Source organism: Inquilinus sp. OTU3971, from assembly GCF_038440215.1.
Window position 1 is genome coordinate 1 of record NZ_JASATH010000210.1, and the last position, 13,798, is coordinate 13,798.

11 protein-coding genes are annotated in these 13,798 nt (G+C 66.6%); 4 read left to right on the top strand and 7 right to left on the bottom strand.

Annotated features, from left to right (window positions below; translation table 11 throughout):
* Window positions 1–60 precede the first annotated feature (60 nt).
* Window positions 61–1,341, bottom strand: a complete 1,281-nt coding sequence (gabT, locus tag AAHM41_RS34110; protein WP_342241089.1) for a 4-aminobutyrate--2-oxoglutarate transaminase — start codon at window positions 1,339–1,341, stop codon at window positions 61–63.
* 88 nt (window positions 1,342–1,429) lie between these two features.
* Window positions 1,430–2,332 (bottom strand): LysR family transcriptional regulator, encoded by a 903-nt coding sequence (locus AAHM41_RS34115; RefSeq protein ID WP_342241090.1) that lies wholly within the window; start codon window positions 2,330–2,332, stop codon window positions 1,430–1,432.
* A 215-nt stretch (window positions 2,333–2,547) separates the two neighbouring features.
* On the opposite strand from AAHM41_RS34115, the gene AAHM41_RS34120 reads away from it, so the two are divergent.
* The 4 genes from AAHM41_RS34120 (at window position 2,548) to soxR (ending at window position 9,693) form a co-directional block, all read left to right on the top strand.
* Window positions 2,548–5,166 carry a calcium-binding protein gene (locus tag AAHM41_RS34120; protein ID WP_342241091.1) on the top strand — a complete coding sequence of 873 codons (2,619 nt, stop codon included), beginning with the start codon at window positions 2,548–2,550 and terminating at the stop codon, window positions 5,164–5,166.
* Between the two features lie 94 nt (window positions 5,167–5,260).
* A complete protein-coding gene (locus AAHM41_RS34125) occupies window positions 5,261–7,864 on the top strand; it encodes a calcium-binding protein (RefSeq protein ID WP_342241092.1) in 2,604 nt (867 codons plus the stop codon).
* 131 nt (window positions 7,865–7,995) lie between these two features.
* Complete coding sequence (locus AAHM41_RS34130; protein ID WP_342241093.1) at window positions 7,996–9,153, top strand: MFS transporter; 1,158 nt, start codon at window positions 7,996–7,998, stop codon at window positions 9,151–9,153.
* 78 nt (window positions 9,154–9,231) lie between these two features.
* Entirely contained in the window at window positions 9,232–9,693 is a 462-nt protein-coding gene (gene soxR, locus AAHM41_RS34135; RefSeq protein ID WP_342241094.1) for a redox-sensitive transcriptional activator SoxR, read from the top strand.
* On the opposite strand, the gene AAHM41_RS34140 is transcribed toward soxR, so the two are convergent.
* The 5 genes from AAHM41_RS34140 to AAHM41_RS34160 form a co-directional block, all read right to left on the bottom strand.
* Window positions 9,690–10,469 carry an ABC transporter permease gene (locus AAHM41_RS34140; RefSeq protein WP_342241095.1) on the bottom strand — a complete coding sequence of 260 codons (780 nt, stop codon included), beginning with the start codon at window positions 10,467–10,469 and terminating at the stop codon, window positions 9,690–9,692. The two genes, soxR and AAHM41_RS34140, sit on opposite strands and share 4 nt — an antisense overlap.
* A complete protein-coding gene (locus AAHM41_RS34145) occupies window positions 10,466–11,389 on the bottom strand; it encodes an ABC transporter ATP-binding protein (RefSeq protein WP_342241096.1) in 924 nt (307 codons plus the stop codon). Before AAHM41_RS34145 ends, AAHM41_RS34140 begins: the two co-directional genes overlap by 4 nt.
* On the bottom strand, window positions 11,386–12,543 hold the full coding sequence (locus AAHM41_RS34150; RefSeq protein ID WP_342241097.1) for an ABC transporter permease: 1,158 nt from the start codon (window positions 12,541–12,543) through the stop codon (window positions 11,386–11,388). The genes AAHM41_RS34145 and AAHM41_RS34150 overlap by 4 nt, the downstream gene beginning before the upstream one ends.
* Window positions 12,544–12,657: 114 nt before the next feature.
* Window positions 12,658–13,587 (bottom strand): glycine betaine ABC transporter substrate-binding protein OsmF, encoded by a 930-nt coding sequence (osmF, locus tag AAHM41_RS34155; RefSeq protein ID WP_342241098.1) that lies wholly within the window; start codon window positions 13,585–13,587, stop codon window positions 12,658–12,660.
* The coding region (locus AAHM41_RS34160) for a hypothetical protein (RefSeq protein WP_342241099.1) at window positions 13,584–13,798 on the bottom strand (215 nt) is incomplete at its 5' end. The genes osmF and AAHM41_RS34160, both read right to left, overlap by 4 nt.

Below are 13,798 nucleotides of genomic sequence, written 5' to 3' on the forward strand. Positions count from 1 at the left end.
GGGGGGGGGGCGGCCGGGGGGGGGGGGGGGGGGGGGGGGCGGCGGTGGCGCTGCCGGCGACTACGCAGCCGCCAGGGCCGTCTCCAGCACGTCCAGGCCCTCATCGACGATGGCGTCGCTGGCGGTCAGCGGCACCAGGATGCGGACGACATTGGCGTTGACGCCGCAGGACAGCAGCACCAGGCCGTTCTCATAGGCCTTCTGGGTCACCTTCTTTGTGGCGTCGGCATCCGGGTCGTAGGCACCGCGCGACTTGACGATCTCGAAGGCGACCATGCCGCCCAGGCCGCGGATGCCGGCGATTGGCAGCAGGTCGTTGCGCCGCGACAGCGTCTCCAGCCGCGCCTTGATCCGGGCGCCGATGGCGTTAGAGCGCTCCAGCAGCTTCTCCTCCTTGAACACCTCCAGCACCGCCAGCGCCGCGGCGCAGGCCAGTGGGTTGCCGGCATAGGTGCCGCCCAGCCCGCCCGGATCGGCGGCGTCCATGATCGGCGCCCGGCCGATCACGCCGGACAGCGGGAAGCCGCCGGCCAGGCTCTTGGCGACGCAGATCAGGTCGGCCTCGACGTCGAAATGCTCCATCGCGAACATCTTGCCGGTGCGGCCGAAGCCGGTCTGCACCTCGTCGGCGATCAGCACGATGCCGTGCTCGTCGCAGACCCGGCGCAGGGCGCGCATCAGCTCGGCCGGGACCTCGTAGAAGCCGCCTTCGCCCTGCACCGGCTCGATGATGATGGCGGCGACGCGCGGCGGGTCGACATCGGCCTTGAACAGGAAGCTCAGCGCCTTCAGCGAATCCTCGACGGTGACGCCGTGCTGGGCGACCGGGAAGGGCAGGTGCCAGACCTCGGGCAGCACCGGGCCCAGGCCCTTCTTGTACGGCACCACCTTGCCGGTCATGGCCGAGGCCATCACGGTGCGGCCGTGGAAGGCGCCGGTGAACGAGATCACGCCGCTGCGGCCGGTGGCGGCGCGGGCGATCTTGACCGCATTCTCGGTCGCCTCGGCGCCGGTGGTGAAGAACACCGATTTCAGCGGGCCGCTGATCGGCGCCAGCGCGTTCAGCTTCTCGGCCAGCTCGATATAGGGCTCGTACATCAGCACCTGGAAGCAGGTGTGGGTGAAGTTCGCCATCTGCTCCTGGACGGCGGCGATCACCTTCGGATGGCAATGGCCGGTATTGACCACCGCGATGCCGCCGGCGAAGTCGACATAGCGCTTGCCCTCGACGTCCCAGATCTCGGCGTTCAGGGCGCGGGCGGCGGAGATCGGCGTGGCGTGCCCGACCCCGCGGACGACGGCGGCGTTGCGGCGCTGGAACAGCTCGGCATTGGTGGTCATGAACATCCCCTCGGGTCAGGCTATGGCAAGAAGGTCGGTGCGGCAGTCCCGTTGCACAATCGCCTAGTTTGAACGCGTCTGGTGCATTCTATGCACCACTGCCGTTCGGTGTCGCGAACAGATCACGCAGCCAGTCCCGCAGCACGGCCAGGCCGGGCTCGTCCCAGCGCGCCGCCTCGGACAGGAAATAGTAGCCGCCGAGGCGGATGTCGGACGGCACCATCTCGACCAGCAGGCCTGCGGCCAGGTCCTCGCCGGCCAGCACGGCATTGGCCAAGGCGACGCCCTGGCCCAGCCGCGCCGCCTCGATCGCCAGATGGGCATGCCACAGCCGCGGGCCGCGCAGGGGCGGCAGCTCGGTCACGCCGGCGCGGCGCAGCCAGCGCTCCCACTGCTCGGTCGATTCCTCATGGATCAGCGGCACCCGCAGCAGGTCGGCCGGCGCCGCGACATCGGCATGGCGGGCGCGGAAGGCGGCGCTGGCCACCGGGAAGACGCGCGGGCTGGACAACAGCTCGGCCCGCACCCCGTCGCGCGGCGCCGCCGCCTCCAGATAGATGATCTCGGCATCGGCCTCGTCGCGCGAGAAATCGGGCCGGGCCAGGGTCGGCAGCAGGGTGATCTCGTGCTCCGGCAGCAGCGCCTCCAGCTCCGGCAGCTTCGGCAGCACCCGGCGCGAGGCGACGCCGGGGGCGCACCAGATGGTGAGGGTGCGGCGGCGCGGCGCCGCCAGCTCGGCGGTGGCGCGCTCGATCAGGTCCAGCGCCTGGGCGATCTGGGCCAGGTAGCGCTGCCCCTCCGGCGTCAGCGCCAGTCCGCGCCCGGCCGGCCGCAGCAGCCGGGCGCCGAGCCGCTGCTCCAGGTTGCGGACATGGCGCGACACCACGGTGTGGCTGACCGCCAGCTCCTCCCCCGCGGCGCGGACGCTGCCGAGGCGGCCGACGGCCTCGAAGGCGCGGAGCGCGATCAGCGGGGGCAGGCGTCGGGCCATGGCGGTCTCGGGTCGGGGCCGGGTTTGGAGGCGGGCGAGGCGGACCCTAGCACGGCGGCGGCGCGGCCGGGCGCCCAGCCGATATATGAATTTTTTCACGAATCCGCAGAATCTGCATTGCCGAGTGGGCCGGAGCCGAGATTAAGCTGGCATGAGCGCGGAAAGGCCGGGAGACACGGGCCGCGGCGCGCCGATTTGAAGGGGGAGAGGATTTCATGCCGGCATTTTGGGGAACGGCGGCTGCCGACAGGATCGTCGGCAGCGCCGCGGCGGATCAGATCTATGGCCTCGATGGCGACGACGCCCTCTATGGCGGGGGCGGCGATGATCTGCTTGCGGGCGGCAAGGGCAGTGACGGCATGGCCGGCAGCAAGGGCAATGACATCTACGAGGTCGGCGCTGCCGGCGACCTGGTGGCGGAGCTGCAGGGCGAAGGCATCGACGGTGTCCGGGCCTGGACCAGCTATTGGCTGACCGCGCATGTCGAGAGCCTGACCCTGGAGGGCACCTCGAATATCGACGGCGTCGGCAACGCGCTGGGCAACAGGATCGACGGCAATGCCGGAGCCAACATGCTGTATGGCGGCGCCGGGGACGATGTTCTTTCCGGTGGGGCTGGAGATGACAGGCTCTCCGGAGGCGATGGCGTCGACCAGCTCTATGGCGGGGACGGAAACGATCTCCTCGAAGGTGGCGCCAGCGACGATCTCATGGCCGGAGGGAAGGGCGACGACCGCTACTCCGTTGGTGCCGCCGGGGATCGAGTGCAGGAGCTGGCAGGCGAAGGCGTCGACGAGGTGACGGCCTGGGTCAGCTATCGGCTGACCGCCAATGTCGAGAACCTGATCCTGGCCGGTACGTCTGACATCGACGGCGTCGGCAACGCGCTGGGCAACAGAGTCACCGGCAATGCCGGCGCCAACAAGCTGTATGGCGATGCCGGCAATGACCTGGTTTCCGGCGCGGCCGGCGACGATAGGCTCTATGGCCAGGACGGAGCCGACCAGCTTTATGGCGGGGACGGGGCCGACTATCTCGACGGCGGTGCCGGCGGCGACCTGCTGGTCGGGGGGAAGGGCGACGACGTCTACGAGGTCGATGCGGCCGGCGACCGGGTGATGGAACTGCAGGCCGAGGGCGTCGACGGCGTCCGGGCCTGGATCAGCTATTGGCTGACCGCGAATGTGGAAAATCTGACCCTGGTCGGCCCGGGCGATCTCGACGGCGTCGGCAACGCGCTCGACAACAGGATCACCGGCAATACTGGCGCCAACATGCTCTATGGCGGCGTCGGGAACGACGTCCTCTCCGGCGGCGCCGGCAACGACAGGCTCTCCGGCATCGACGGCGCCGACTGGCTCTATGGCGGGGACGGAAGCGATCTTCTTGAGGGCGGTGCCGGCGACGACCTCATGGCCGGAGGGAAGGGCGACGACCGCTATTCCATAGGCGCGGCCGGTGATCGGGTGCAGGAACTGGCGGACGAAGGTATCGACGAGGTTACGGCCTGGGTCAGCCACCGGCTGGCCGACAATGTCGAGAACCTGATCCTGGACGGCGTATCGGATATCGATGGCGTGGGAAACCATCTCGACAATCGCATTACCGGCAATGCCGGAGACAACGTGCTGGATGGCGGTGGAAGGGGACGCGACGTGCTGGCCGGTGGCCGGGGCGACGACATCTATTACATCGACCCCTACCTTAGCGATTTGACCGTCACGATCGTGGAACAGGCCGGAGAGGGCATCGATGAGATACGTGTGCGGACGGAGAGCGCCCTCATCGAACTTCGCGAAAACATCGAAAACGTGAGGCTGCTCGGGAGTGGTGTCGCGGATGCCTACGGCAATGACCTGAACAACAGCATGGTTGGCGGTATCGGTAAGAATCTGTTGAATGGCGAGGCCGGCGACGACCTCTTGATGGGAGGTGCCGGCGACGACAATTTGACTGGAGGGCTCGGCAAAGATCGGCTTTATGGCGGATCCGGTAATGATTTGCTCAACATAGGAGAGTTTGCTGACCCTGATTCCGGAAAGGATGTAGCGATCGGCGAGATCTATGATGGCGGTGATGGTATAGATGTGCTCCACAACTTCGACAGAACTGATCTATCAAAGACAATTTTTTTGAACATAGAGAATCTGGAAATTGAGGCTGAGATATTCTCGACGAAGCTTTCTATATCGCAGATTGAATCATTTTCAAATATAACTGCGACCTTTATAGAGATTGCGGATGGTGGATCTGTCAATTTTGACAATACTAACATGAAGATATATGGAGTAATATTGTCAGATTTTGGGAATACGCTAATTTTGGATTCTAAGTATGCGGATTTGCAGGTTTTTTGTGGTTCCGGAGACGATACTGTTATTGGGTCGAGCGCTGTAGATTTTAACGGACTTGAAGGAAATGATAATATAGCAGGTGGAGATGGCTATAATAATATAGTTGGTGATCTTGGAGACGATATCCTTCGCGGCGGCGGAGGGGGCGATGTTCTTCGTGGGGACGGCGGAGCCGATCAGCTCGAAGGCGGGGCTGGCGGAGACAGTTTCGTGTTCTACGCGGGATATTCAGACGTCGATACGATCATGGATTTCAGCTCGTTGCAGGGTGACAAACTGGCCCTTGCCGATAGGGAGCACGGCATTTTCAGTTATCTCGGAGCGACATCGTTCACGGCCAGCGGCAACAGCGAGGCGCGTTTCGCCGGCGGGCAGGTGTTGGTCGATATGGATGGCAACGGCACAGCGGACATCACCATCAAGATGACCGGAATCACCAGTGCTTCGCAGCTACACGCCTCCGATTTCGCGTTCTATTGAGGCCGGTCGGAGCGGACGATGCGGTTCAAAAGGGCATGCGCGCATCGCTGGGCCGAAACGCGGTCTGGTGCCCGCAGGATAACGGGAGGATTTCATGCCTGTATTTTGGGGAACGGCAGCTGCCGACAGGATCCTCGGCAGCGCTGCGGCGGACCAGATCTATGGCCAGGCTGGCGACGATACGCTCTATGGCGCGGCCGGGAACGACTGGCTGAACGGGGGGCTGGGCAGCGACCTTATGGTCGGAGGGCTCGGCGACGATGTCTACTATGTCGCCACGGCCGGCGATGGGGTGGTGGAGCGCGCGGGCGAAGGCACCGACTCGGTGTTGGCCTGGGTCAGCTACCAGCTCGCCGCCAATGTCGAGCATCTGACGCTGTCCGGGACGGCCGATCTGTCCGGCGCCGGCAACGCCTTGAACAACACCATCCTCGGCAATGTCGGGAACAACGTGCTCAATGGCGGCGCCGGGAGCGACACGCTGGTCGGGGGCAAGGGCAACGACGTCTATGACGTCGATTCGGCCGGCGACCGGGTCCAGGAGGCGGCGAATGAGGGCTATGACCGGGTGCGGGCCTCAGTCAGCTTCGCGCTCGGCGCCAATCTCGAGGAGTTGAACCTGACCGGCACGGCCGCCATCAACGGCACCGGCAACGCGCTCGCCAACACGATCGTCGGCAATACCGGAAACAACGTGCTCAACGGCGCCGCCGGAGACGATGTGCTGATCGGAGGCAAGGGCGACGACATCTATCTCGTCGGCGCGGCCGGCGACCGGGTGGTGGAGCAGGAGGGCGAGGGCGCCGACCAGGTATTGGCCTGGGCCAGCCATCAGCTCTCCGCCGATGTCGAGACTTTGATCCTGCAAGGCGCGGCCGCTATCAATGGCACCGGCAACGCGCTGGCCAACACTATTGTCGGCAACGCCGGGGCCAATGTGCTGGACGGCGGGACAGGAGACGATGTGCTCGCTGGCGGCGCAGGAGATGATATCTACATCGTCGATCGCACCAATCGCTTCTCGCCGACTGAGGGGGATGTCATCTCCGAGGCTCGGGATGGTGGTATCGATCTGGTTCGGTCCTCCGTCGACCACGTGCTTGCCGCAAATGTCGAGAACCTCGCACTGACCGGCCCGGTCGCGGTCTTCGGTCAGGGCAATGCGCTTGACAACATCATCACGGGAAATGCCGCTGCCAATAAACTCGAAGGCGGTGCGGGAAACGACACTCTTTCAGGTGGCGACGGGGCGGATCAGCTCAACGGCGGTGCCGGCCGCGACCTTCTGTACGGTGGCGCCGGGAACGACACCCTTTATGTCGAGATCGCCCAGGTCGCGGCAGGCGAGGTCTATGATGGCGGTGCAGGATCGGACGGTATTGTCATCCGGAGCGGCATTATCGATCTGTTCACAGTTTCCTTGGTCGGTGTCGAGTTTCTTACCGGATCGACGACGGAGACTGTTAATATTTCATGTCAGCAAATAAATGGTCTTCAGCAAATTTCTGTCGCTACGTTAAATGTTCATGATGCTGGATCTATTGATTTGTCAGATATGGTGGCTTTTAGTGCCTTCAATTTCAATTTAAGTGACTTTGGAAATATCGTGAACTTCGGGTCCGGCTTCGTCGGACCGGCTGTGACCGGTGGGGCCGGGAACGATATGGTCATTGGCGGCAGCAGATCTTCGGGAGGAGGTGGTGATGATACGCTTATCGCCTCCGCACATAGCTCGAGCCTGAGGGGCTGGACTGGGGACGACGTGCTCATCGGCGATGTCGGCGGCGACCTGCTTTATGACGGAGCCGGCGCCGATGACGTCCGCGGTGGCGACGGCAACGACGTGTTGTTCGTGTTTGCCGGTGATACGGTCGCTGGCGATCGCTATGACGGAGGCGTCGGGCGGGACGTGTTATCGATCAGTTATGCCGTATCTGTTCCGTCTGTCGATATATCTCAGGCGCAGATTTCCAACTTTGAAAGCATTGAAGGGATCGGCGTCAAAATCTTGATGGGAGCAGACCAGCTGGATAGCCTCCATCTGGTGAATATCCTCGCTAGCAAGATCGATATAGTGTCGGGAGGTTCGATAGACCTGAGAGATTTGACGTTCGCCTATCGACTAGACATCACATTGTCTTCGGCCGGGAACACTCTCATAACGGGCGATAAGGGGCACGTCATTGTCGGGAGGGAAGGGAACGATAATGTGACGGGAGGGACTGCGGGGGATTCCTTATCCGGTGGCGCCGGTGATGATGTCCTCGATGGGGGATCGGCTCGGGACGTCCTGGACGGCGGATTGAACAACGACAGGCTCCTGGGCGGCGCGGGCGACGACATTCTGATCGGAAACAATGGAGATGACATCCTCATCGGCGGTATCGGGACCGACACATTGATCGGCGGAGCAGGCCAGGATCGTTTTATCATTTCCGCCATCATCGATGGTCCTGATCTCGTGACAGACTTCAGTTCAGCGCAAGGCGATAAGCTGGCGTTCCAGGGGCTGTTGCATGGCACCTTCAGCTATCTCGGAGCAGCGGCGTTCAGCGCAACTGGAAACAGCGAGGCGCGGTTTGCGGGCGGGGTGCTGGTTGTCGACACCAACGGAAACGGCACCGCGGACATCACTCTCAGTTTGACCGGCATCACCTCCGCATCCCAGCTCCATGCTACCGACTTCATATTCTCCTGACCGTTCGCAGGCGGAGACCCTCCGGTCTCCGCCCCGCATTTCCCGAATGCTGCATTGCAGCATTCGTATGACCTAGGGCGAAGGTAAGCGCGCATCTTAGGGGCGACGTCCCGTCACCGGATTCGCCCCTCATGCCGCTGCCGCTCTTCGCCCTGGCCGTTGCCGCGTTCGGCATCGGCACCACCGAATTCGTGATCATGGGCCTGCTGCCCGATGTGGCACGGGACCTCGGCGTCTCGATCCCGGCGGCCGGCATGCTGGTCTCTGGCTACGCTCTCAGCGTCACCATCGGCGCGCCGATCGTCGCGCTGCTGACAGCGAAGCTGCCGCGCAAGACCACGCTGCTCGGGCTGATGGGCGTCTTCGTCCTCGGCAACCTCATGTGCGCGCTGGCGCCCGACTACTGGTCGCTGATGGCGGCGCGGGTGCTGACGGCGCTGTGCCACGGCGCCTTCTTCGGCATCGGCGCCGTGGTCGCCGCCGGCCTCGTGCCGCGGCACCAGCGGTCCCGCGCCATCGCGCTGATGTTCTCCGGCCTCACCCTGGCCAATGTGCTGGGCGTGCCCTTCGGCACCGCGCTCGGCCATGTCGCCGGCTGGCGCGCCACCTTCGGCGCGATCGTGCCGATCGGCATCGCCGCCGCCCTGGCCATCGCCTTCATCCTGCCGCGCGACCGCGAGGCGCCGGCCGGGAACCTGCTGTCCGAATTCTCGGTACTGCGCAAGCCGCAGGTGCTGCTGGCCATGGCGCTCAGCATCCTGTCCTCGGTCAGCCTGTTCTGCGTCTTCACCTACATCACCCCGATCCTCGAGACCGTCTCCGGCCTGACGCCGCAGGGCGTCACCACCGCGCTGCTGCTGTTCGGCGTCGGCATCACAATCGGCAACCTGTTCGGCGGCCGCCTGGCCGACTGGCGGCTGATGCCGGCGGTGATGGCCAGCTTCACCGCGCTAGCCGTGGCCTGCGCCGGCTTCGGCCTGGCCGCGCCCTTCATGGTGCCGGCCGTGGCGGCGATGGTGCTGTGGGGCGTGGTCCAGTTCAGCCTCGGCGCGCCGCTGCAGACCCGCGTGGTCGACCAGGCCCATGAGGCGCCAAACCTGGCCTCGACCCTGAACCAGGGCGCCTTCAACCTCGGCAACGCCGCCGGCGCCTGGCTCGGCGGGGCGGCGATCACCGCCGGCATGCCCTATGGCCAGATCCCCTATCTCGGCGCCGCCGTCGCCGTGATCGGCCTCGCCGTCGCGGTGCTGTCCTACACGCTGGAGAAGCGCGCCCCGGTTCTCGCCTGAGGCGTCCGTCCCGGCTTGATCGATGCTGGCACCAAGCTCAAGTTAGCTTGAAGGCACGAGCGGCACGGTGGCGGAACCATGGACGGAGTCCTGACGATCAACCAGGTGTCGCGGCGCAGCGGCGTCGCCGCCTCGGCGCTGCGCTATTACGAGGAGCGGGGGCTGATCCGGTCCGAGCGCGCCGGTTCCGGCCATCGCCGCTTCCCGCGCGCCGTGCTGCGGCGGATCGCCTTCATCGTCTTCGCCCAGCGCCTCGGCATGTCGCTGGAGGAGGTGAAGGCGGAGCTGGACACGCTGCCGACCGACCACATCCCGACCGGCGAGGACTGGTCGCGCCTGTCCGGCGGCTGGACCCAGCGGATCGATGAGCGGATCGCCGAGCTGGAGCGGCTGAAATCGGGTCTCGCCGGCTGCATCGGCTGCGGCTGCCTGTCGCTGTCGTCCTGCGGCCTGGTCAACCCGGCCGACCGCGCCGCCCGGCTCGGGCCGGGGCCGCGCGTCTGGGTCGGCAGCAGCAAGCCTCGGTCCGAGAGGCCCTAAGCCCGTTTCCAGCGCTGCAGCAGCTCGGTCACGCGGCCGAGGGCGAGGTCGGCCAGGACCGCCAGCGTGCCGACCACCAGCGCGCCCTGGATGACATAGGCCAGGTTGTTGCCGTTCAGCCCGACGATGATCGGCGTGCCCAGGGTCCGGGCGCCGACGGTCGAGGCGATCGCTGCGGTGCCGATGTTGATCGCCACCGAGGTGCGGATGCCGGCCAGGATTACCGGCGCCGCCAGCGGCAGCTCGACCGACCACAGGCGTCGGGCCGGCCCCATGCCCATGCCCTCGGCCGCGTCGCGCGCCGCCGGCGGCACCTGCTCCAGCCCGGCGATGGTGTTCTCGACGATCGGCAGCAGGCCGTAGAGCGATAGGGCGATCAGCGCCGGCCAGGCACCGAAGCCGATCAGCGGCACCGCGATCGCCAGCACCGCAACCGGCGGGAAGGTCTGGCCCATCGCCGTGACCGTCTCGACCAGGCCGCGGAACTCGGCCCCGGACCGGCGGGTGACGAAGATGCCGGCGGCGGCGCCGATGACGATCGCGATCAGGCTCGATGCCCCGACCAGCAGCACATGGGCCGCCACCAGGGCCGGGAAGCTGTCGGCCTCATAGAAGGGCCGCTCCAGCTGCGGGAACCAGGCGGCGAAGATCGGCTTGGTCAGCGGCAGTCCGAACACCAGCGCGGCGAAGCCGGCCGCCAGCCACAGCAGCGGGTCGCGCCAGGGGCGCCAGCCCGAGCGGATCGGGTCCGCGGTGGCGGGCTGGGCGACGCTCACGCCCGCACCAGATCGTCGAGATGCAGGGCGCCCAGCGGCTTGCCGTCCGCCGCCGCCACCGGGGCGCTGTCGGCATGGCGCGCCACCAGGATCGACAGCGCGGTGCGCAGCGAGGCCTCGGCCGGGATCGGCGCGCCCTCGGCCGCCTCGCCGGGCCGCACCCGGTCCGCCGCCGTCTCGGTCGCCAGCAGCTTCAGCCCGAGGTCGTCGCGGCCGATGAAATCGCGCACGAAGTCGTTGGCCGGCGCGGTCAGGATCTCGCGCGGGCTGCCCAGCTGCACCAGCCTGCCATGGTCGAGGATGGCGATCTGGGTGGCCAGGCGCAGCGCCTCGTCCATGTCGTGGGTGACGAAGACGATGGTCTTGCCGGTCTCGCGATGGATCCGCGCCATTTCGCCCTGCAGCGCGTCGCGGGTGATCGGGTCGAGCGCGCCGAAGGGCTCGTCCATCAGCAGCACCTCGGGGTCGGCCGCCAGCGCCCGGGCGACGCCGACCCGCTGCTGCTGCCCGCCCGACAGCTGGTGCGGGTATTTTTCGGCGAAGCGCGGGTCCAACTGCAGCAGCGCCAGCAGCTCGCGCACCCGGTCGTCGATCCTCGGCTGCGGCCAGCCCAGCAGGGCCGGCACCGCGGCGATGTTGCGGGCCACGGTCCAGTGCGGGAACAGGCCGATCGACTGGATAGCATAGCCCATGCGGCGGCGCAGCGTCTCGACCGGGATCGCCGCCACGTCCTCGCCGCCGACCTTGAGCGTGCCTTCGGTGTGCGGGATCAGCCGGTTGATCATGCGCAGGCTGGTCGACTTGCCGGAGCCGGAGGAGCCGATCAGGGCGCAGAAGGCGCCCTTGGGGATGCTCAGGGTCAAGTCGTCGACCGCCTTGACGCCGTCGAAGACCTTGCTGACATGCTCGAACTCGATCATACGGCTCTCCTTGCCGAAGAGGGCAGGGCGTCGACCAGGATGCGGAACAGGGCGTCGACCGCCACCGCCATCAGGATGATCGGCAGGGCGCCCAGGAGCACCAGGTCGAGGGCGTTGGCGAACAGGCCCTGGAACATCACGGCGCCGAGGCCGCCGGCGCCGATCAGCGCCGCTACCGCGGCCAGGCCGATCGCCTGGATCAGGGTGATGCGCAGGCCGGACAGGAAGACCGGCAGGGCCAGCGGCACCTCGACCTTGCGGAAGATCTGGCGTCTGGTCATGCCGATGCCGCGGGCGGCGTCGATCACCCCGGCCTCGACCTGGCCCAGCCCGGCCGCGGTGTTGCGCGCGATCGGCAGCAGCGAATAGAGGGTCAGCGCGATCACCGCCGGGGTCAGGCCGATGCCGGCGATGCCCAGCCAGGGCAAGGCGGTGGACAGGGCCGAGAGCGGCGCGATCAAGAGGCCGAACAGCGCGATCGACGGGATCGTCTGGATGATGCCGAGGATCGAGAAGATCGGCCCGCGCGCGGCGGCGGAGCGGTGCGCGGCGATGCCCAGCGGCACGCCGATCAAGAGGGTCGGCACCAGCGCCAGCCCGACCAGCAGCAGGTGGCGCAGCACCTGCGGGCCGAACACGCCGTGCTGCTGGACATATTCCTTCATCAGCGACAGCTGGTCGACCGCGCCGCCGGCGATCAGCGCCGCGACCGGCACCGCCAGCAGCAGCGCCGCGCCCAGCCGGGCAAGGGGGCCGAGCTGCAGCCGGCGCGCGCCGTCGGCCGCGGCCAGCAGCGCCGCCAGCGCCAGTACCCAGAAGCCGGCGCCGAGCGAGGTGCGGGCCGAGGGCCGGGCGCCGGCGGCCAGCAGCTCGGCCTGGACTCCGGCCAGCCAGATGAGGCCGATGGCGATGCCGATGCCGGCGACCAGCTGTACCGCGAGCGTCCAGCGCCGGGCCGGCACGAAGGCGCCGACCAGCAGCAGGACGGCCGCGGCGACCGGCAGCGCCGCCCAGGGCCCGGCCAGGTCGAGCACGCCGATCGGCTTGCCGGAGAGCAGCCGGTTCGGCGCATGGGTCAGGATCGGCAGCGCCAGCCCCCCGGCCAGCGCCACCACCCCCAGCACCAGCAGCACGCGGTTGCGGATCAGGGGCATGGTGGGTTCGCCACGAAGGACGGTCCTCGGCTGAACCAAGCCATAGAGAGCCCCCCTCCCGCAAGGGGAGGGGGGACTAAGAGAGAAGTCGCGGAAAGGGAAGGCATCGCCGCCCTACTTCACGAACCCCTTCGCCTTCAGGTACTCGGCCGCGACCGCTTGCGGGTCCTCACCGTCGACCGCGATCTTGCCGTTCAGCTCCTGCAGGGTCTTGAGGTCGAGCGAGGCGAAGACCGGGTCCAGCGCGTCCTTGATCTTCGGGTATTTGGCCAGCACGTCGGCGCGGATCGTCGCCGCCGGCTCATAGACGATCTGCGCGCCCTTGCTGTCATCCAGCACCACCAGCCCGACCGAAGAGATGGCGCCGTCGGTGCCGTAGACCATGGCGGTGTTGACGCCGGAGGTCTGCTCCGCCGCCGCGCGGATGGTGGCGGCGGTGTCGCCGCCGGCCAGGGTGACGATCTGGTCCTGGTTCAGCTTGAAGCCGTAGACCGACTGGAAGGAGGGCAGGGCCGCCGGGCTCTCGACAAATTCGGCCGAGGCCGCCAGCTTGACGTCGCCGCCGTCCTTCACCCATTTGGCGAAGTCCTCGAGCGTCTTCAGCTTGTTGGCGTCGGCCACCTCCTGCCGCACCGCCAGCGCCCAGGTGTTGTTGGCCGGGGCCGGGGTCAGCCAGACGATCTTGTTCTGGGCCTCGTCCAGCTGCTTGACCTTGTCGTAGCCCGCTTGCGCGTTCTTCCACGCCGGGTCGGTGTCGATGTTGAAGAAGAAGGCACCGTTGCCGGTGTATTCCGGATAGGCGTCGATCTCACCTGACAGGATCGCGCTGCGCACGATCTTGGTGGTGCCCAGCTGCAGCTTGTTCTCGGTCGGGATGCCGTTGGCCTCGAGCACCTGCAGGATGATGCTGCCCAGCAGGCGGCCCTCGGTGTCGATCTTGGAGCCGACGCGGACCGCATCGGCGGCCATGGCGGCGGAGGTGGTCAAGAGGCCGGCGCCGAGCGCGGCCACGGCCAGGATGCGCTTGAACGGGGATGAGGTCATGGCGCTGCCTTCTCTGTTCGGGCCGAGCGGAACGGCGGTGTTCCTTCACCGAATACCTTCGCCGGCTCGCTTGTTCCGGTTGCGGAGAGGCAGCTTAATTGACGCCTAGAAAACGTCAATTCGATAAGAAAAATCTTAAGAAATTTGTAGAAGATCGGAGCAAGAAAACCTTCCCCCAAAATGTCATGCCCGGGCTTGACCCGGGCATCCA

Coding starts and splice junctions, on each gene's coding strand:
- gabT (WP_342241089.1), bottom strand. CDS start 1,341: ATGACCACCAATGCCGAGCTGTTCCAGCGCCGCAACGCCGCCGTCGTC.
- AAHM41_RS34115 (WP_342241090.1), bottom strand. CDS start 2,332: ATGGCCCGACGCCTGCCCCCGCTGATCGCGCTCCGCGCCTTCGAGGCC.
- AAHM41_RS34120 (WP_342241091.1), top strand. CDS start 2,548: ATGCCGGCATTTTGGGGAACGGCGGCTGCCGACAGGATCGTCGGCAGC.
- AAHM41_RS34125 (WP_342241092.1), top strand. CDS start 5,261: ATGCCTGTATTTTGGGGAACGGCAGCTGCCGACAGGATCCTCGGCAGC.
- AAHM41_RS34130 (WP_342241093.1), top strand. CDS start 7,996: ATGCCGCTGCCGCTCTTCGCCCTGGCCGTTGCCGCGTTCGGCATCGGC.
- soxR (WP_342241094.1), top strand. CDS start 9,232: ATGGACGGAGTCCTGACGATCAACCAGGTGTCGCGGCGCAGCGGCGTC.
- AAHM41_RS34145 (WP_342241096.1), bottom strand. CDS start 11,389: ATGATCGAGTTCGAGCATGTCAGCAAGGTCTTCGACGGCGTCAAGGCG.
- AAHM41_RS34150 (WP_342241097.1), bottom strand. CDS start 12,543: ATGCCCCTGATCCGCAACCGCGTGCTGCTGGTGCTGGGGGTGGTGGCG.
- osmF (WP_342241098.1), bottom strand. CDS start 13,587: ATGACCTCATCCCCGTTCAAGCGCATCCTGGCCGTGGCCGCGCTCGGC.